The organism is Rhodoferax sp. EU05-FHT12H12, from assembly GCF_058791215.1.
The window spans coordinates 202531-220140 of sequence record NZ_JBYTDI010000002.1 but is presented as its reverse complement, the minus strand read 5'-3'; the positions used below and the strand labels follow the sequence as shown (position 1 = coordinate 220140).

Here is a 17610-nt window from a genome sequence, read left to right as displayed (position 1 = left end):
CATGCCCATGCAGGTGCGCTTAAACGATGCCGCTGCTGGGGCCGCTGGCGGGGCGGATGGCCGCCATCTGCTTGCGGTAACCACTGGCGCGGTAGGCCAGCACCGGGTCGGCAGCGCCGCCCGCGTCGATGCGAATCTTTTGCAGCAGAGGCGTCACATCGGTGTGGAAGGCCTGCTTCAGGGTCTGGGCTGCCATCAGCACATCGTTGCTGTCCTGGTAAGCAGTCAGCGCCTTGCGGTCCACCAGCAGGGCCTGGGCATAACAGCGCTGCACAGTCACGGCGCTGGTCATCAGGCTCTCGATGGGGTCGGTCACGTTGTGCGACTGGTCCAGCATGTAGGCCGGGTCGAACTCGGCAGCGCCGGTTTGCGCGGCGTCCACCAGTTCGTTGAACACCAGGAACAGCTGGAAGGGGTTGATGCTGCCGCTGTCCAGGTCGTCATCGCCGTATTTGCTGTCGTTGAAGTGGAAACCGGCCAGCTTTTGGGCGTGCACCAGGCGCGCCACGATCATCTCGATGTTGGTGTTGGGCGCGTGGTGGCCCAGGTCCACCAGGCAGCGCGCCTTGGGGCCCAGGGTTTGGGCGGCCAGCAGGCTGGAGCCCCAGTCCTGGATCACGGTGGCGTAGAAGGCGGGCTCGAACATCTTGTGCTCGAGAAACATGCGCCAGTCGGCCGGCAGTGCGTCGTAGATCTGGCGGTTGCTGTCCAGGTAACGCTCGAACTGGCGCCGGAAATGGCTTTGGCCGGGGAAGTTGGCACCGTCACCAATCCACACGGTCAGCGCCTTGCTGCCCAATTGCTTGCCAATCTCGATGCACTCCAGGTTGTGCGCCACAGCTTGGGCGCGCACGCCGGCATCGGCATGGGTCAGGCTGCCGAACTTGTACGACAGCGGCTGGTCCTTCTGGTCCGAGAAGGTGTTGGAGTTAACGGCATCAAAGCCCACGCCGTTGGCCTCGGCATGCTGGCGCAGCTCCTGGTAGTCGCTCACCTTGTCCCACGGGAAGTGTGGCGACACGGTGGGCGTGCAGCGCACCAGCTGCTGGATCACGCCGCAGTCCTGGATCTTGTCGAACACGTGGCGCGGTTCGCCCAGGCCGGGGAAGCGTGCAAAGCGGGTGCCGCCAGTCCCCACGCCCCAACTGGGCACAGCCACCGCAAACTTCTCTACTTCGGTTTTGAGAACCGCAATGTCCACGCCACGGCGCGCCAGTTGCTCGCCCAGCGTCTCGTAATCCAGGTTCACGCGGGTTGCAGCCTGCGCATTGTGCTCAGCCAGCAGCTGGGCGTTGATCTGTTGTGTCATGGTGTTCTTCTTGAAAACGTGAGGGGCTCAGCGCGGGAAGGCAGCCAGGTTGCCTGCGTCCACGTTGAGGATGTTGCCGGTGGATTTGGCCGCGAGTTCGCTGGCCAAAAAGTAGGTCGCCTCGGCAATGTCTTCGGGGAAAACGCTGCGCTTGAGCATGGAGCGGTCGCGGTAAAAGGCTTCGAGTTCGTCCTCGCTCACCTTGTTGGCCGCAGCACGCTCCTGGCTCCAGGTGCCGGTCCAGATTTTGCTGCCACGGATGACCGCGTCGGGATTCACCACATTGCAGCGGATGCCCAGCGGTGCACCTTCCAGCGCGAAGCTGCGCGACAGCTGGATTTCGGCTGCCTTGGCCGCGCAGTAAGCCACGGCCTGGTTGCTGGCCACCATGCCGTTTTTGCTGGCAATAAAAACCATGGAGCCGCCCACGGCCTGGGCCTTCATGAGGCGGAAGGCTTCGCGGCCCACCAAGAAATAGCCCGTGGCCAGGATGCTCTGGTTGCGGTTCCACAGCGCCAGCGTGGTGTCTTCCAGCGGCGATGCGGAAGCAATGCCCGCGTTGGAGACCAGAATGTCCACGCCCCCGTATTCAATGGCGGTGCGGGCATAGGCGGCAATCACCGACTCTTCGCTGGTCACGTCACACACCACACCGCGCACCACATCCTTGCCAAACTTCTTGGAGAGTTCGGCCACCGTGGTGTCCAGCGCGGCGGCGTCAATGTCCAGCAGCACGGCGCACACGCCTTCCTGCAACTGGCGCTCCACAATCGCGCGGCCAATGCCGCCGGCACCGCCGGTGACCAGGGCCACCTTGCCGACCAGGGGCTTGGCCTTGGGCATGCGCTGCAGCTTGGCTTCTTCGAGCAGCCAGTACTCGATGTCAAACGCCTCCTGCTCGGGCAGGCCCACATAGGTGTCAATCGCGTTGGCATCACGCATCACGTTGATGGCGTTCACATAAAACTCGCCAGCGATACGCGCCGTCGCCTTGTCCTTGGCAATGGCCACCATGCCGATGCGCGGCAGCAGGATGATGACGGGATTCGGGTCGCGCAACGCCGGGCTGTTGGCACGCTTGCAGCGTTCGTAGTAGGCGGTGTAGTCGGCGCGGTAATCGGCCAGCTTGGTGGCAATGGCCTTGGACAGCTCGGCACCTTCCAGGGTGTAGACCGCTTCGTCGAGGATCAGGGGCTTGATCTTGGTGCGCAAAAAGTGGTCGGGGCAGGAGGTGCCCAGCGCCGCCAGCGCTTCGAGCTGCTGGCTGTTCACAAATTCCATCACCACGGGCTGGCGATCCACATGTAAGAGCTTGTGGCCGCTTTGCGAGGCCTGCCCACGCAGCACGGGCAGCACACGGGCCAGCACCTCGTCTTGCGCCGCCGCATCCAGCGCGGTGACCTTGGTGCCGCCAAACGGCACGGCCTTGCGGGCCTCGGCTTGCGCGGCGAGCCAGGTTTGCGCTTGTTCGATCGCGGCCACGGTGTTCTCGTAGCAGCTGCGGGCATCGTCACCCCAGGTGAAGAGGCCGTGGCCCCCAAGCACCAGGCCCTTGAGGCCGGGGTGGGCGGCTACGTAGCGTTGCAGTTGCAGGCCCAGCTCGTAGCCGGGACGGCGCCAGGGCAGCCAGCCAATGGTGCCGCCAAAGGCTTCCTGGGTGATGGCTTCGCTATTGGCCATGGCCGCAATGGCGATGACCGAATCCGGATGCATGTGGTCCACATGCGCAAACGGCAGGTAGGCGTGCAGCGGCGTGTCGATGCTGGCAGCGCGCGGGTTCAGGTTGAAGGTGCAGTGCGGCAGGTAGCCCACCATCTCGTCCTCAAAGTCAGGGCCGCGGTAAATGCCTTGCAGGGCATTGAGCTTGTCCATGTAGAGCGTGGAGAAGCCATCGAGCTTCATGGACCCCACGTCCCCGCCCGAGCCCTTGACCCACAGCACCGACACGTCCTGGCCGGTCAGCGGATCCTTCTGGGTGATCTTGGCGGAGGTGTTGCCACCACCGTAGTTGGTGATGCGCAGGTCGGAACCCAGCAGGTTGGAGCGGTACAGCAGCAGGTTGGGCTGATCGAGCTTGGCGGCATGGTCCTGGTTCCAGACGGGGAACGGGACAGGTTGGGAGCGAGTGGTCATGTGCGGTGCAGTTACGAAGAATTGGAGTGACTGTAGGCAAACAGAGCTATAGGCACAACGCAGACTTTTTTATGAAATTCATCAGAAAACCTGATAGATCACTAGAATGCGATCCAACCCCAGCCGCCCCTGCCAGCCACCACGGGGGCACCAGGCCGCCAGCCGCTGAATCCCTAGGGAAAACACCGATGAAACCCCGTCTTCCAAGCCCCGCGCCAGCACACAAAGCCCTAGGGAAATCCCGCACTATGGCGCCGCCTGCGTCAGAACCGCAAGCCGGCAAACGCGACCACCGGCTCAAAAACCTCACGCTGCGCCAATTGCGCCTGTTTGAGGCCGTGGCGACGCAGCTGAGCTACTCCCGTGCGGCCGAGCAGATGAGCGTGACCCAGCCCGCCGTGTCCATGCAGGTGCAACAGCTCGAAGCTGAACTGGGCCTGCAGCTGTTGGTAAAAGCCGGCAAGAAAGTCAGCCTGAGCCAGGCCGGCGAAGAGATGCTGCGCCAGGCCCGGCGCATCCTGAACCAGGTGACCATGGCGGAAGACGCCATCGGAGCCTTCCACAACACCGAAGGCGGCCATGGCGGCCTGCTGCACCTGGGCGTGGTGTCCTCGGCGCACTACTTTGCGCCGGCACTGCTGATGGCGTTTGCCGAACACTGGCCCGGCGTGAAGTTCAAGCTCACGGTCGACCGGCGCGAAACCATTCTGGCCATGCTGCAGGACCACCAGCTGGACGTGGCGATTGCAGGCTATCCCCCCTCCGAGGCCGATGTGGAGGCCGAAACCTTTGCGCAAAATCCGCACTGCGTGGTGGCCGCGGCCGACCACCCGCTGGCCAAGAAGCGTCGCATCCACTGGGACGCATTGCGTGACGAGCCATTTATCTTCCGCGAGCCGGGTTCGGCGACGCGGCAGTTTTTTGACCACCTGCTGCAGGCGCAGTCCTTGCCCGTGCGGGTGACCATGGAACTGTCGGGCAACGAAACGATCAAGCAGGCGGTAATGGCGGGCATGGGCATCAGCTTTCTCTCGGCGCACACCTTCCAGGTGGAAATTGAGGCAGGCAAGCTCGCCGTGCTGCACATGGAAGACATGCCCAAGATGCTGGACTGGTGCCTGCTGCACCGGCGCGATTCAGCGCTGAGTGGGGTGAACGGTGCATTCCGCGAATTTGTGCTGGAGCACGGTTCGCGGCTCGTGCAATGCCGCATGTGAGATGGTGCCCCACGCTCCGCCGCTATGCGGGTCGCTGCCCTCCCAAAGGGGGGCGCGTTTCAGCTCGGGGCGGCCCAGCGCTGAAACCGGGCCTCAAGCGTAGAGCTTAGCGGTGCAACACGTCGCGGATGGTGGCGGCCAGCTCTTCTTCCACGAACTTGGCGATATAGGCATCGGCGCCCACACTCTTCACATGCCCCTCGTTGGTCGTGCCGGTGAGTGAGGAGTGGATGATGACCGGGATCTGGTTGAAACGGCCATCCTGTTTGATGTTGCGCGTCAGCGTGAAGCCGTCCATCTCGGGCATTTCCAGGTCGGTCAACACCAGGGCTACCTTGTCCTTGATGGACTTGCCTTCCGCCACCGCGGTGGCGTGCATGGCCTGCAGGCGCTCCCAGGCCTCTTTGCCGGTTTTGGTCATGACATAAGGCACGTCCATGGACTTGAAGCCCTTCTCAATCATCATGCGGGCCACGGCAGAATCGTCGGCCGCCAGGATGATCTGGCCGGGCTCCAGGCGAATCTTGGCAACGGTTTTCGCCTCTTCGGACTTGACCTCCTGGGGCATCACATCGCGCAGGATCTGCTCCACATCCAGCACCTGGGCCAGGCGGGTGTTCTCGGCTGCACCATCCAGACGCGCAATGCTGGTCACCAGACCACCCCCCGAGTTTTCGGCCGACAGCACGTGCTTCCATTCCAGGCGCACGATCTCGTTGACTTCTTCCACCGCAAACGCCTGCGTAGTGCGGGCGAACTCGGTCACCAGCAAGATGCCCAGGCCTTTGGTGGGCTTGCAGCCCACCACCATGGGCAGATTGATGACGGTGATCATCTGGCCGCGGATATTGGCCACACCCATCACCTGAGGCGGCGAGTTCACCATGGCAGTGATCTCGGGCATCACCAGAATTTCGCGTACCTTGAAGACATTGATGCCAAACAGCTCGCGGCGGTCGGCGCTGTTGGCAGCCTCCCCCAAACGAAACAGCAGCAATTCAAACATGCTGTTGGCGGCCAGGTTGGTCCGCTCATCAATCTCGCGCATCTCTTTGCTCATGGGGTTCGTCCTTTGGAAGGCTTCAAGGTTGCTGTGCTGCCATGGTAACGCCATCCAGCCTATTTGGGCCAGATCGCCCACATCTGCAGCGGCTGGCGCAAACGGCCTGCGAGGTCACCCGCCTCGGAGCCCCAACCAGCAAAGTAATCGGCCCGCACGGCACCGGTAATGGCACTGCCCGTGTCCTGCGCCAGCACCAGCTTTTGCAGGCTGGTTTGGGGGCCGGGCGATACCAGCCAGACCGGGGTGCCATAGGGAATGCTGCCGGGGTCCACCGCAATCGAGCGGCCCGGCGTCAGTGCCACGCCCTGGGCACCGCGCGGACCGAAGGCCGACTCCAGGTCGGACAGGGTTTCTTCCTTGAAGAACACCACGCGGGGGTTGCTCCACAGCAGCTCTTGCTGGCGCCCCGGGTTTTGGGACAACCAGGTTTTGATGCCGGGCCAGGACGCGTCTTTCACCAGCCCCTGGTCCAGCAGCCAGCGGCCCACACTGCGGTAGGGCTGGTCGTTGGTACCGGCGTAGGCCAGGCGCACCCAGCGCTGGCTGCCATCGGCCTGCGCCATGCGCACGCGGCCGGAGCCCTGGATCTGCAGGATCAACGCATCGACCGGGTCTGCCATGTAGGCAATGGCGCGGCCCTTGAGCACGGCCTGTGCTTCGGGCAGGGTGTCCATTTCCTGCCGTGTGTACCAGGGCTTGCGCTGGGCCAAGCCGGGCGGTGGGCCATAGAGGGGCACGGTGAACCCCGGAGCAGGCACCCGGCTGGCCTCGATCACGGGTTCGAAATAACTGGTCAGCAAGCCGGTGGACTCTCCCGGCGCCGCTTCGATGCGGTAGGCCTGCAGGCGTGCCTGCATCCAGGCCAGTTGCTCCTGGGCGCTGCCAATGCTCAGGCGCCGCACCTCGGGGCACAGGGCGGCCCAGGGGGAGGCGGATTTCTCGCAGCTCTTGAGCCAGGCGTTCCAGGCTTCAAACAGGTTGTCACTGCCCCAACCGGGCAGTTCGGACCAGGGCACCGGCACCCAGGTACCACGGGCCTGCGACAGACTTCCTTCTGCCGGAGCTGCAGGTGCGGGGCGGGCGGGTGCAGCAACCGGACTGGTCACGGGGGCTCGCACGGGCACACTGCCACAACCCACCAGCGTTCCTACAATCAGCAGCACTGCCACCACCGAGTGATAACGCCCCATGACACTGCTGCTGCTCGAAGCCCTAGGGGCCGGACTGATCTTCGTTGCCATCATTTGGTGGACCATGTTTGCCGGCCGCAACCGGGGAGAACTGCCGCCCCAGGACAGCGATGACCGGACGCCCCCGAAAGAGGACTGATTTTTAAAGCTTTTATGGCTATGATCCGCATGAAATATGCGCGAACAGCTCCTATTTTTATAGCAATCACACCAACACCCGGTGCTGCAGCGACGGCAGCTGGCTGCGCAGCTGCTGCAGGCGGGCCGCGTCGCAGTCGGCCCACACCACACCGGCGCCCTGCGCCTGCTGGGCCAACACCTGGCCCCACGGGTCCACCAGCAGCGACTGGCCCCAGGTGCGCCGCCCGCTAGGGTGCACCCCGCCCTGCGCGGCAGCGGCCACAAACGACAGATTCTCAATGGCGCGGGCGCGCAACAGCACCTCCCAGTGCGCCTGGCCCGTGATGTGGGTGAAGGCGCTGGGCGCCAGAATCAAATCCACCCCCTGCGTGGCGTAGGCGCGGTAGAGCTCGGGAAAGCGCATGTCGTAACAAATGCTCATGCCCACGCGCCAGGTGTGGCCGTCGCGCGAGGGCAGGGCAAACACGGTGGGCGTGCTGCCGCGCTCCAGCACGCGCGACTCGTCGTAACTCTCGCTGCCGTTGTCAAAGCGGAACAGGTGGATCTTGTCGTAACGCGCCACGCATTCGCCCTGCGGGTTGTAGGCCAGTGAGCTGTTGAACACACGGTCCTTCTGGTCCGCCGTGAGCGGCAGCGTGCCGGCCACGATCCACAGGCCCAGGCGGCGCGCCGTGGCGGCCAAAAAGTCCTGCATGGGGCCGCTGCCAAACGGCTCCTGGATGGCCAGCTTGTCCGCGTCGCGCTGACCGATCAGGCAAAAGTATTCGGGCAGCACGGCCAGCTCCGCACCGGCTTGGGCGGCCTGCTCGAGCAGGGTCTGGGCCTGCTGAAGGTTGTCTGACAGCTGGTCGGTGGACACCATCTGGAGGGCGGCAACACGCATGGCAATGGCTCCTGAAAAAAAGGGGTTAACGACGCTCGACCTGGGTGACCTTGGGGTCCAGCCAGGTGCCGTCGATGGTGAATTCCTGGGTGGCCGCGTTGACCAGCGGCCCACGCAGAATCAGCTGGGCCAAAAAGGTGCTCAGACCCACCACCGGGTTGATGGCCGCCGCAATCAGCGAGGCGCTGCCGGCGTTGATTTCCGGCACCACCACCACGCGCAGTTTTTGCGTTTCCTTGGCAATGTCGGCCTGGCCTTCCATCAGTACTGCCGCGTTGACCCCCTTCATCTGCAAGTTGGTGGTGCGTGCCACGCCTTGCTCGATGGCAATGTCACCGCGGAAAAAGTCGAAGGCAAAACCCTCGCTGAACACGTCGCGAAAATCCAGCGTCAGGCGGCGCGGAAGCGACTGCAGGCTCAGCACCCCCAGCAGCTTGGCAATGCCGGGATCGGCCTTGAGGAACTGGCCAGTCTCCACATTCACATTGAAGGTTCCGCCCATGCTGGCGTAATCCACCGAAAGAGGCGAGCCCAGCCAGGCCACCTGGCCTTCCACTTTGCCTTTGCCATTGCGCACCACACCGGCCATGCCAAACCGCGTCAGCAGTTCACCGGCGTTGTGGATGTCGAGCTTGAAATTCAGCACGGTACGGCGCCGCTCCTTGAGGCTGCGGCCAGCCGTTGCGCCGCCCAGGTTGGCCCAGTTACCGCTGGCGGTAAGGGTGGCTTCCGGGGTCTGGATGTTGAAACGGTTCAGGCGCCACTCGCGCGCACCGGCCGCGCCCAGGTTCACGGCCTCCAGGTCCACCCGGCCCAGCTTTTTGCCACGCAGCTCAAAGTCGTCCACCTCGATGTCCAGCGCCGGAATCGTCACCGGCTGGTCATCGAGCAGGCTCTCCACATCCTGCGCCGTGCTTTGCCCCACCGCCAGACGGGCCAGGCGGGCGTAGAGGCGCCCGGCATTGCTGCCACTGGGCTGGCGGTACTCCAGATAACCACTGAGCTCGGTGGCATCCAGGTTGGCTCGCCAGACCATGCCATCGCGACCACCGCCCACCACCATGTTGTGCATCTTGCGCCCGGCCACCGTGAGCTCCTTGGTGCGCACCGCCAGCACCGTGGGCAGGTAGCCCATGGCGGCCGAAGCCCCGGACGCCGCCAGGTTGACCCCCGGCAGCCCGTCACCGGCGACGCGCTCCAGCACCTTGCTCCAGGCATCCGCGTCCAGCACAGCCATGCTGACGTTGGCCACCACCCCGTCCTCCGGCAGCGGGGCCGACTCGTCATCGGCCAGGCCCAGTGCAATGGCCCCACGCAACACCCGCGCATGTGGGCCCGAGACATCCCGCACGTAGGTGGCCGAAGCCAGCCGCCCCAGCTCCAGGCGCAGTTGCTCCAGCGCACGCACCGGCGCGGCACCGGCGGCGGTACGCACGGCGGTGTTGTCCAGCCGCAAAGGCAGGGCTTGCTCGGCCGGCTTGGCAAACGGCGCAGGCAAAGCCAGCGCCATGCCCACCAGGCTGGAGTTGAGCTGCCACTCCAGCGCGCCACCACGCAGCCCCAGCACCACGGTGTAGGCTGTGGCCCCCCGCATATCGTCGGCCAGGCGGGCCAGCGGCCCCAGTTCCTTGGCCTGGCGCAGGCCTTCGGCGGTGGCCGTACCTTGCAGGCGCAGGGTGGCGGGCACCACCGCCCGCGCAGCCGGGGCCGTATTGGCTGGCGCGGCGGTTTGCAAACTCAGGCCGCCCTCCATCCGCACATCGCCCCCTACCGCACGCGCCGTGCCGCCGACCACCGTGAAGCCGGACTCGGTGAACGCCACAGTACCGCGGGCGCGCTGCAGGCGTGGCGTGCCGGCGGTGATCTGCAAATCATTGCCGGCCAATACGATGGAGCCGGCCACCGTGGCGCGGTTGACATCGGCAATCGGAAACCCCAGCTTGAGTTTGTAGTCCGCCACGCCCGTGGCGCTGGCAGTGGCGAGCACGTGGTCCAACAGCCCCCCCAAGGGCGAGCGGTTCACCACCCCCAGCACATCGGCCAAGGGACCTTTGGCCTCGGCCGTCACCTGCAGCTGTGCGCCCTCGTAGATGTTGGTCATCAGCCCCTCGGCCTTGCCCAGCTGGAGGGCCGTACCCGCCAGTACGCCCCGGTCCACCTTGGCCTGCAAGGTGGCGTGGTCAATCACCAGCTCCCCGTGGAGCTGCTGCAGGGCCGGCCAGGGCAGGCTGTCCTTGGGCAGCAGGTAGGACGGCACATAGGCCAGGGTGGCGTTTTGCACATTGGCAGAAATGCGGAAGTCGCCTTGTTTGGCATCGGCAAACGGGAAACGCGCCAAGTCGCCCTTGAGCTTGAACTTGACCCCGGTGGCCGTGCCCGCCAGCACCGCGCTACGCACGTAGTCGCGCACCGCGGTGTCCAGCACCATGGGCAGGTAGCGGTGCACGCGTGTGCCCTCGGCCCGGCCCAGGCTGCCCTGCAGGTCCAGCACGCCGGGGCCGGTGGTCGCAGACTGCCACTTGAACAACAACTCGCCCTGGGCATCGGCATTGGCAAAACGCACATTACTGCCCGACACCGTGAGCGATTCACCCTGCCGCTGCCATGCGACATCGGCCCGCAGTTGCTCAAAAAACACCGGCCCGTCTTCCAGGATGCCGTAGGCGTCGAACACGCCCTTGTCCAAAACCAGCTGGACCTTGCCGCCCCCCTGGTTCAGGTCGAAATCCACGTCCAGGCCCTGAAAACCAGGGCGCGCCACATTGTTGAGGTTCTGCGCCGGGATGGTGAGTTGGCTGACCCGCCCTTTGAGCGCGTAACTGTCCGGTTGCTCCAGCGGGCCGCGCCAGGTGCCATCCAATTGCTCCACCAACCCGCGTGCCCCCCACTGCTTCAGCGCAGTGTGCGCGGCCTCGCCCAAGGGCAGGCGCTGTGCAATCTCGCCCATGGCCGCCAGGTCCAGACGGTCGGCCACCACCTCGCCGCGCGCCGGGGTGTTGCCCGCGGCCTCAAAGCGGCGCAACAACACATTGCCACCGGGCCAGCGTAAACCGTCTTCGGTTTCAAACTGCAGGGCCTGGGTAAATACTTCCGAGCCGCCTTCCAGGCGTTGCGCGCCCACGCGGCCCGACACAGTGCGCAGCGCCAGTGCCGGCAGGTTCGCGCCGGTGGTGAGCTGCACATCCGCCATCTGCACATCGGCGGTGGCACCGGTGGCCAGCCCCTTTTTCACATCGACCCAGGCGCGCAGCGCGCCCCGGCCCTGTGCCAGATCCACACCCAGGTCCACATACCGGCGCAGGTGCGCCAGGTCCACCTGCGGAAAGCTGGCGTAGAGCTGCCCATCCCAGCGTTGCCAGTGGCCCGAGCCACCCGACAACAAGGGCTCGCGGAAGATGCCCGACAAGGTGAAGCGGTCACCCCAGGCGCTCGGGGCTTGGGCATCCAGCCGCACCGCATGGGTCAGCAGGCGCTTGCGCAGCACCAGGTTCACCTCTTGCAGGGCCAGCACCGGCGCGCCGCGCAGCTCGTCAGTCCACTGCACCGTGCCGCCCACAATGGCCAGTTCCGATTGGGCCAACAGCCAGTCCAGCGCAGGGCTCTCCTCACTCCCCCCCTCGGGCAAGGGCATGCCTGCAATCCAGAAACGCCCGTCTGGTGTGCGGCGGATGTCGAGCACGGGGCGGGCGATGTAAAGCTGCTCCACCCCCATGCGCAACAGCGAATGGGGCGAGAGCGCCGCTTGGACGGACGGCAGCACCAAGGCATCGCGACCCTGCGGGTCCAGCAAGCGCACCTGGGTCAGTTCGATGGAAGGGATCAGGCCATTGGAAACCGCGGCAATGCCGCCGATCTGCACGGTGGTGCCCAGCGCCGCGGAGGCCTGTTGCTCCAGCCACGGGCGGAGTTCGCCAATTCGGGGCACAATCCAAAAATGCAGTCCCGCCCATGCCAAACCCAATACCAGCCACGCCACTAGCAGCAAGCGCAGCGCCCACTTTGCGGTCATTGCAGACGCTTTGAGCCAAAGTGAAGGGGCGGGAGTCAAATCATTCATCGTGCTATCGGGACTATGTCAGGAATTATGACCCGCAATGAGCAGCCACCTCGCTCCGAGGGTTCGCGCTTTGGCCAGCGTATTCGCCGCCGTTATGCCGAACAATTGCCCCTGTGCCAGAACAGCGCGCTCACCCGCCCCCAATTGCAAGCATTGCTGCAAGCGCTGCTGACACAAGGGCTGGACACGGGCGCAGCCTTGCGTATGACCCGGCAACTGGCAATGGAGCGCCTGCTGCATCTGGACTGCGACGAACAAGCCTCGCTGGGTGAGGTGACCCGCGTGATGACCGAACTGGCCGAACTGACACTGGACCAGGCCTACCAGCACAGCTACGCGGCACTGGAGCAACAGCATGGCAGCCCCCGCACGCCGCAGGGTGATTTTTGCCAGCTGTGCATCATCGGCATGGGAAAACTGGGCGCGCGTGAGCTCAATGTGTCCAGCGACATCGACCTGATTTATGTCTACGACCAGGACGGCGAGACCACCGGGAATGCCGAGGGCCGCGGCCGCATTTCCAACCAGGAGTTTTTTGCCAAGATGGTCAAGGCCGTCTATGCGCTGGTGGGGGACACCACCGAACACGGCATGGTGTTCCGGGTGGACCTGGCACTGCGCCCCAATGGCAACTCGGGCCCACCTGCCGTGTCGCTGGGTGCTCTGGAAGAGTATTTCCATGTGCAGGGGCGCGAGTGGGAGCGATTTGCCTGGCTCAAGAGCCGGGTGGTGGCGCCGGCGCAGGCCATTGGCTCCGGCTGCGCGCAGCAGCTGCGCGGCGTGGTGGTGCCGTTTGTGTTTCGCCGCTACCTGGACTACAACGTGTTTGACTCCCTGCGCGGCCTGCACCGCCAGATCCGCGACCACGCGGCCAAGCGCAGCGCAGGCCGGCCAGAGCGTAGCAACGATGTGAAACTCTCGCGCGGTGGCATCCGCGAGATCGAATTCACCGTGCAGCTGCTGCAGGTGGTGCGCGGTGGCCAGTACCCCGAGCTGCGCACCCGCCCCACGGTGAGCGCACTGCAGCGCCTAGTGCGGGCCGGGCTGATGCCCCAGGACACCGCCGATGCGCTGGCCCGGGCCTATGTCTTCTTGCGCCAGGTGGAGCACCGCATCCAGTACCTGGACGACCAGCAAACCCATGTGCTGCCCACCGACGAGGCCGACCTGCACTGGATTGCCCAGACACTCGATTTGCCCGACAGCACCGCCCTGCTGCAAGAACTGGACAAACACCGCGAGCTGGTGGCGCAAGAGTTTGATGCCCTCTTGGGCGGCACCCAGACCGAGTGCCGCGGCTGCACCAAGGGCGGTGGCAGCGCCGTGGCCTCGGATCTGGACGCGGTGCTGGAACACCTGGAAGGCCGCTTCAAGGAACGCATCACCCTCTGGCGCGAACACCCGCGCGTGCAAGCCCTGAAAGACGAGTCGCGGGCGCGCCTAGGGCGTCTCGTGCAACGCACGGCCCTGTGGCTGCGCGAAGGCCGCGTCAACGAAGAGGCCTGCGTGCGCCTGGCAGACTGGATGGAGCCGCTACTGCGCCGCGAGAGTTACCTGGCCATGCTGCTGGAGCGCCCCAAGGTGCACGAACGCCTGCTGCGCATGCTGGGCACCGCGCGCTGGCCCGCGCGTTACCTGCTCAAGCACCCGGGCGTGATTGACGAGCTGGCCAGCAACGCCATCCTGGAAGAACGTTTTGACCCGGTCGCCTTTGAGGACGACCTGGAGCGCCGCCTGCGCGCCCTGCAAGGCAGTGCCGAAGACGACGACGAGGCGCTGCTGAACCTGCTGCGCCGCGCCCACCATGCGGAGGTGTTCCGCATCCTGACGCGCGACGTGGAAGGCCGCCTGACCGTGGAGCAGGTAGCAGACGACCTGAGTGCGCTGGCCGAAGCCGTGCTACGCACCACCACACGCTGGTGCTGGAGCCGCCTGAAAACCCGACACCGCGACGCGCCGCAGTTCGCCATCATTGCCTACGGCAAGCTGGGCGGCAAAGAGCTGGGCTATGGCAGTGACCTGGACATCGTGTTCCTCTACGACGACGAGGACGAACGCGCTGGCGAAATTTACGCCGCCCTGGTGCGCAAACTCATCAACTGGCTGACCGTGAAGACGGGCGAAGGCGACCTCTACGAGATCGACACCGCACTGCGCCCCAACGGCAACTCGGGCCTGCTGGTGACCAGCTTCACCGCGTATGCCAACTACCAGGAACAACGCGGCAGCAACACCGCCTGGACCTGGGAGCACCAGGCCATGACACGGGCGCGCTGTGTGCTGGGCCCGGCCAGCCTGCAGCAGCGCTTTGACACGGTGCGCGACAACGTGATCCGCACGCCGCGCGATGCCGCAGCCCTTCGGGGAGAAATCGAGACCATGCGATCCAAGGTACGCAGCGCGCATGCCGACAAGGACGGGCAGTTCGACGTCAAACACAGCGTGGGCGGCATGGTGGACATCGAGTTTGCCGTGCAGTACCTGCTGCTGGCGCACGGCCAGCACCACGCCGAGCTGCTGCCCAATGTGGGCAACATCGCGCTGCTGCAACGCGCCCAGGCCTGCGGCCTGTTGCCAGCGCCAGTGGGGGACGACGCGGCCCAGGCCTACCGCGAACTACGGCGGCTGCAACACCGGGCCCGGCTTAACGAAGAGCCCACGCAGGTGGACATCACGTCGGTCACCGCCGAACGTGCCGCAGGGCTGGCCTTGTGGTCCAGCGTCTTTGGTGCGCCGAAGATTTGATGACTTTTAGGGCTCTAGACCGCATGGATACTGCGCAAACAGCTATTAATTCAATAGCATTTTGTGTGCACCCGCTGGTGCACCACGGTGCGAGTCAGCTGGCCCGGATGCGCTGCACCAGCTTGGTGGTCGAGTAGCCCGCCACAAAGGGCAGCGCCAGCGCGCGGCCGCCCCACGACTCGACGAGTGCGGTCTCGGGTAGCTTGGCCATGTCGTAGTCACCGCCCTTGACCAGGATGTCAGGACGTATGCGCGCGATGATCTCCACCGGCGTGTCTTCGGCAAACCAGGTCACCAGGCTCACCGCCTCTTGGCTGGCCATGACGATGGCGCGGTCGGCCTCGGCGTTGAGGGGGCGGTCATCGCCCTTGCCCAGGCGCTTGACCGAGGCATCGGTGTTGAGCGCCACGATCAGGCTGCCACCCAGTGCACGGGCCTGGGCCAGGTACATCACATGGCCGCGGTGCAGCACGTCAAACACGCCGTTGGTAAACACCCAGGGGCGTGGCAGTGTGGCCAAACCGGCCTCCAGGGTGCTGGCGTCCACAATTTTTTGAAGAAAAGCCGGAGTTGGGTCGATAGAAGACATGCGGGCAATGCTAGCAGCACGGGGCTGCGCCCTTGGGCGGCATTGCATAATCCGCCGACTTCTATGCACCTAGTTCCCGTCAACGTCGAATCCATCCGCATCGGCCAACCTTTGCCCTTCCCCTTGGTGGACAAGGATGGCACCCTGCTGGCCAAAAAGTCATTTGTGATCCCCACGCGCCGGGATCTGGACGAAATCTCCCAGCGCGGCGGTGGCCTGTTCATCGACGTGACCGACGCCGAGGCGCACCACCGTGCCTACGTGGAGCATCTTTATGACCTGGTGCGCGAGGACAAACCGCTGGGTGAGATTGCCGGTGCCAAGATTTCTGGGGATACCGGTGCGGAGCGCCAGGCCGAGCAGGACGACCGCATGGACTGGCTGGACCTGCAAGAGGTGGCCAACACCCTGCTGCGTGACACCCACCCCACCTCGTTTGCCGACCGCCTGATTCGCCTGACCCGCCAGCTGCAGCGCCACAGCCAGAGCAACCCCGACGGCACCCTGTTTGCGCTGATCTACCTGTCGGCCACCGACACCCATATGTACAGCGCCACCCACGCCATGCTGGTGAGTGTGATGTGCGGCCTGGCCGCCAAGGACGTGCTGAACTGGCCCCCCGAAGACCAGGACCTGGTGGTGCGCGCCGCCCTGACCATGAACGTCGCCATGACCGAACTGCAGGACCGCCTGGCCCTGCAGATGGACCCACCCACGCCCCCCCAGCGTGCCGCGATTGACAGCCATGCCCAGCGCTCGGCCGAACAGCTGCGCAGCATGGGCATTGGGGAACACGACTGGCTGGAGGCTGTGCGCGGCCACCACGCCCAGTCCCCGGGCCCGCTGGCCGCGCGCAGCCGTGCGCAGCGCATGGCCCGCCTGATCCAGCGCGCCGACATGTTTGCAGCACGCCTGGCCCCGCGTGCTGCGCGCGCGCCCATTTCCCCGGCGGCGGCCATGCAGGCCTGCTACTTTGATGAGAAAAAAGCGATTGACGAGGCTGGTGCGGCCCTGATCAAGGCCGTGGGGATTTACCAGCCGGGCTCGTTTGTACGCCTGGCGACCAACGAGGTTGCGGTGGTGATCAAGCGCGGCGCCAACACCACCACGCCACGCGTGGCCGTGCTGATCAATCGCGCCGGCCTGCCGACGGTGGAGCCCACCATCCGCGACAGCAGTGTGCGCGAGCACCGCATTGTGGCCAGCGTGCCCCACCGCGATGTGAAGGTGCAACTCAACCTGAAGCGGCTGCTGCCGCTCACCGCAGCGCCGGCTTCAGACCGCCCGTGGTGAGGCACCGTCCAGGCTGGCGCCCAGTTCTTTGCGGAACTTGTTGAGCTCTTGCACTGTGGTGAAGCTGCGTTCCATGAGCAGGCTCATGTTGTGCAGGATGCGCTCGACCACCTTGGTCTCCCACACCGCATCGAAGTTGATCTGTTTGTCCAGCCAGTGCTCCAGCCATTCGGGGTTGGGCAGGCGGCTTTGCACGGTGTCGCGCGGAAACAGCGCCTTGTTCACATGCAGGTTGGTGGGGTGCAGGGCCTGGGCCGTGCGGCGGGCCGATGCCATCAACACCCCCACTTTGGCAAACGCACTTTTGGCCTCCACACCGAAGTTGCTGATCGCACGCTTCATGTAGCGCAGGTAGGCGCCGCCGTGGCGGGCTTCGTCCTGGCTGAGCTTGGTGTAAATCGCCTTGATGACGGGTTCGGTGTGCCATTCGCTGGCGCGGCGGTACCAGTGGTTGAGGCGGATTTCGCCGCAGAAGTGCAGCATCAAAGTCTCCAGCACGGGCGCGGGGTCGAACTCAAAACGCACCGCATGCAGTTCCTCTTCTGTGGGCGCCATGTCGGGGCGGAAACGGCGCAGGTATTCCATCAACACCAGGGAATGCTTCTGCTCCTCGAAGAACCAGATCGACATGAAGGCAGAAAAATCGCTGTCACCGCGGTTGTCGCGCAAGAACATCTCGGTGGCAGGCAGGGCCGCCCACTCGGTAATGGCGTTCATTTTGATGGTGGCGGCCTGCTCGTCGGAGAGCTTGTCTCCCTCAAATGCAGCCCAGGGAATGTCCTTGTCCATGTCCCATCGGACCGATTCAAGCTGTTTGAAGAGTTCAGGGTAAAGCATGGCGACCTTTCAGTTCCAATTTCGCGGGATTCTAGACGGGCTGTGTGTCAGGGCGTTGACAGAGGCGTGACGCTTCCATGCAGGGGACAAGGTTTTTAGGCGTGTAATACACGCAAAAAACCCATTGCATTAAAAAATTACCACGCAGTCATA

12 protein-coding genes are annotated in these 17610 nt (G+C 64.8%); 4 read left to right on the top strand and 8 right to left on the bottom strand.

The window, feature by feature from the left end; translation table 11 throughout:
- Positions 1-19: 19 nt before the first annotated feature.
- Both rhaI and AC3WS7_RS05810 read right to left on the bottom strand, forming a co-directional pair.
- Positions 20-1309, bottom strand: a complete 1290-nt coding sequence (gene rhaI / locus AC3WS7_RS05815; protein ID WP_492655705.1) for an L-rhamnose catabolism isomerase — start codon at positions 1307-1309, stop codon at positions 20-22.
- Positions 1310-1336: 27 nt separating this feature from the next.
- Entirely contained in the window at positions 1337-3442 is a 2106-nt protein-coding gene (locus AC3WS7_RS05810; protein WP_492655704.1) for a bifunctional rhamnulose-1-phosphate aldolase/short-chain dehydrogenase, read from the bottom strand.
- A 248-nt stretch (positions 3443-3690) separates the two neighbouring features.
- Between AC3WS7_RS05810 and AC3WS7_RS05805 the strand changes: the two genes are divergently transcribed.
- Positions 3691-4659 carry a LysR family transcriptional regulator gene (locus AC3WS7_RS05805; RefSeq protein ID WP_296464895.1) on the top strand — a complete coding sequence of 323 codons (969 nt, stop codon included), beginning with the start codon at positions 3691-3693 and terminating at the stop codon, positions 4657-4659.
- Between the two features lie 106 nt (positions 4660-4765).
- On the opposite strand, the gene AC3WS7_RS05800 is transcribed toward AC3WS7_RS05805, so the two are convergent.
- The gene (locus AC3WS7_RS05800; protein WP_296464898.1) at positions 4766-5719 is read right to left on the bottom strand and encodes a chemotaxis protein; all 954 of its coding nucleotides are present in this window, start codon (positions 5717-5719) and stop codon (positions 4766-4768) included.
- A gap of 59 nt (positions 5720-5778) precedes the next feature.
- Positions 5779-6978: a murein transglycosylase A gene (gene mltA, locus AC3WS7_RS05795; protein WP_492655703.1), complete on the bottom strand. Its 1200-nt coding sequence runs from the start codon at positions 6976-6978 to the stop codon at positions 5779-5781.
- On the opposite strand from mltA, the gene AC3WS7_RS05790 reads away from it, so the two are divergent.
- Positions 6911-7051 (top strand): hypothetical protein, encoded by a 141-nt coding sequence (locus tag AC3WS7_RS05790; RefSeq protein ID WP_296464904.1) that lies wholly within the window; start codon positions 6911-6913, stop codon positions 7049-7051. The two genes, mltA and AC3WS7_RS05790, sit on opposite strands and share 68 nt — an antisense overlap.
- A gap of 66 nt (positions 7052-7117) precedes the next feature.
- Here AC3WS7_RS05790 and AC3WS7_RS05785 read toward each other — a convergent pair whose 3' ends face one another.
- Positions 7118-7936, bottom strand: a complete 819-nt coding sequence (locus AC3WS7_RS05785; RefSeq protein WP_296464906.1) for a carbon-nitrogen hydrolase family protein — start codon at positions 7934-7936, stop codon at positions 7118-7120.
- Positions 7937-7961: 25 nt separating this feature from the next.
- Positions 7962-11945, bottom strand: a complete 3984-nt coding sequence (locus tag AC3WS7_RS05780) for a YhdP family protein (protein WP_492655702.1) — start codon at positions 11943-11945, stop codon at positions 7962-7964.
- 75 nt (positions 11946-12020) lie between these two features.
- On the opposite strand from AC3WS7_RS05780, the gene glnE reads away from it, so the two are divergent.
- Positions 12021-14738, top strand: coding sequence for a bifunctional [glutamate--ammonia ligase]-adenylyl-L-tyrosine phosphorylase/[glutamate--ammonia-ligase] adenylyltransferase (gene glnE / locus AC3WS7_RS05775; RefSeq protein ID WP_492655701.1), 2718 nt, complete (start codon positions 12021-12023; stop codon positions 14736-14738).
- 94 nt (positions 14739-14832) lie between these two features.
- On the opposite strand, the gene AC3WS7_RS05770 is transcribed toward glnE, so the two are convergent.
- Entirely contained in the window at positions 14833-15327 is a 495-nt protein-coding gene (locus AC3WS7_RS05770) for an adenylyltransferase/cytidyltransferase family protein (protein ID WP_296464915.1), read from the bottom strand.
- 63 nt (positions 15328-15390) lie between these two features.
- Between AC3WS7_RS05770 and AC3WS7_RS05765 the strand changes: the two genes are divergently transcribed.
- Positions 15391-16620 (top strand): HD-GYP domain-containing protein, encoded by a 1230-nt coding sequence (locus AC3WS7_RS05765; RefSeq protein WP_492655700.1) that lies wholly within the window; start codon positions 15391-15393, stop codon positions 16618-16620.
- Here the strand turns inward: AC3WS7_RS05765 and AC3WS7_RS05760 are convergent.
- Entirely contained in the window at positions 16603-17457 is an 855-nt protein-coding gene (locus AC3WS7_RS05760) for a ferritin-like domain-containing protein (protein ID WP_492655699.1), read from the bottom strand. The two genes, AC3WS7_RS05765 and AC3WS7_RS05760, sit on opposite strands and share 18 nt — an antisense overlap.
- Positions 17458-17610: the final 153 nt, after the last annotated feature.

Excerpts from the sequence above, each read along its gene's own strand:
- rhaI (WP_492655705.1), bottom strand. The coding sequence starts at position 1,309 with ATGACACAACAGATCAACGCCCAGCTGCTGGCTGAGCACAATGCGCAG.
- AC3WS7_RS05810 (WP_492655704.1), bottom strand. The coding sequence starts at position 3,442 with ATGACCACTCGCTCCCAACCTGTCCCGTTCCCCGTCTGGAACCAGGAC.
- AC3WS7_RS05805 (WP_296464895.1), top strand. The coding sequence starts at position 3,691 with ATGGCGCCGCCTGCGTCAGAACCGCAAGCCGGCAAACGCGACCACCGG.
- AC3WS7_RS05800 (WP_296464898.1), bottom strand. The coding sequence starts at position 5,719 with ATGAGCAAAGAGATGCGCGAGATTGATGAGCGGACCAACCTGGCCGCC.
- AC3WS7_RS05790 (WP_296464904.1), top strand. The coding sequence starts at position 6,911 with ATGACACTGCTGCTGCTCGAAGCCCTAGGGGCCGGACTGATCTTCGTT.
- mltA (WP_492655703.1), bottom strand. The coding sequence starts at position 6,978 with ATGGTCCACCAAATGATGGCAACGAAGATCAGTCCGGCCCCTAGGGCT.
- AC3WS7_RS05785 (WP_296464906.1), bottom strand. The coding sequence starts at position 7,936 with ATGCGTGTTGCCGCCCTCCAGATGGTGTCCACCGACCAGCTGTCAGAC.
- AC3WS7_RS05780 (WP_492655702.1), bottom strand. The coding sequence starts at position 11,945 with ATGACCGCAAAGTGGGCGCTGCGCTTGCTGCTAGTGGCGTGGCTGGTA.
- glnE (WP_492655701.1), top strand. The coding sequence starts at position 12,021 with ATGACCCGCAATGAGCAGCCACCTCGCTCCGAGGGTTCGCGCTTTGGC.
- AC3WS7_RS05770 (WP_296464915.1), bottom strand. The coding sequence starts at position 15,327 with ATGTCTTCTATCGACCCAACTCCGGCTTTTCTTCAAAAAATTGTGGAC.
- AC3WS7_RS05765 (WP_492655700.1), top strand. The coding sequence starts at position 15,391 with ATGCACCTAGTTCCCGTCAACGTCGAATCCATCCGCATCGGCCAACCT.
- AC3WS7_RS05760 (WP_492655699.1), bottom strand. The coding sequence starts at position 17,457 with ATGCTTTACCCTGAACTCTTCAAACAGCTTGAATCGGTCCGATGGGAC.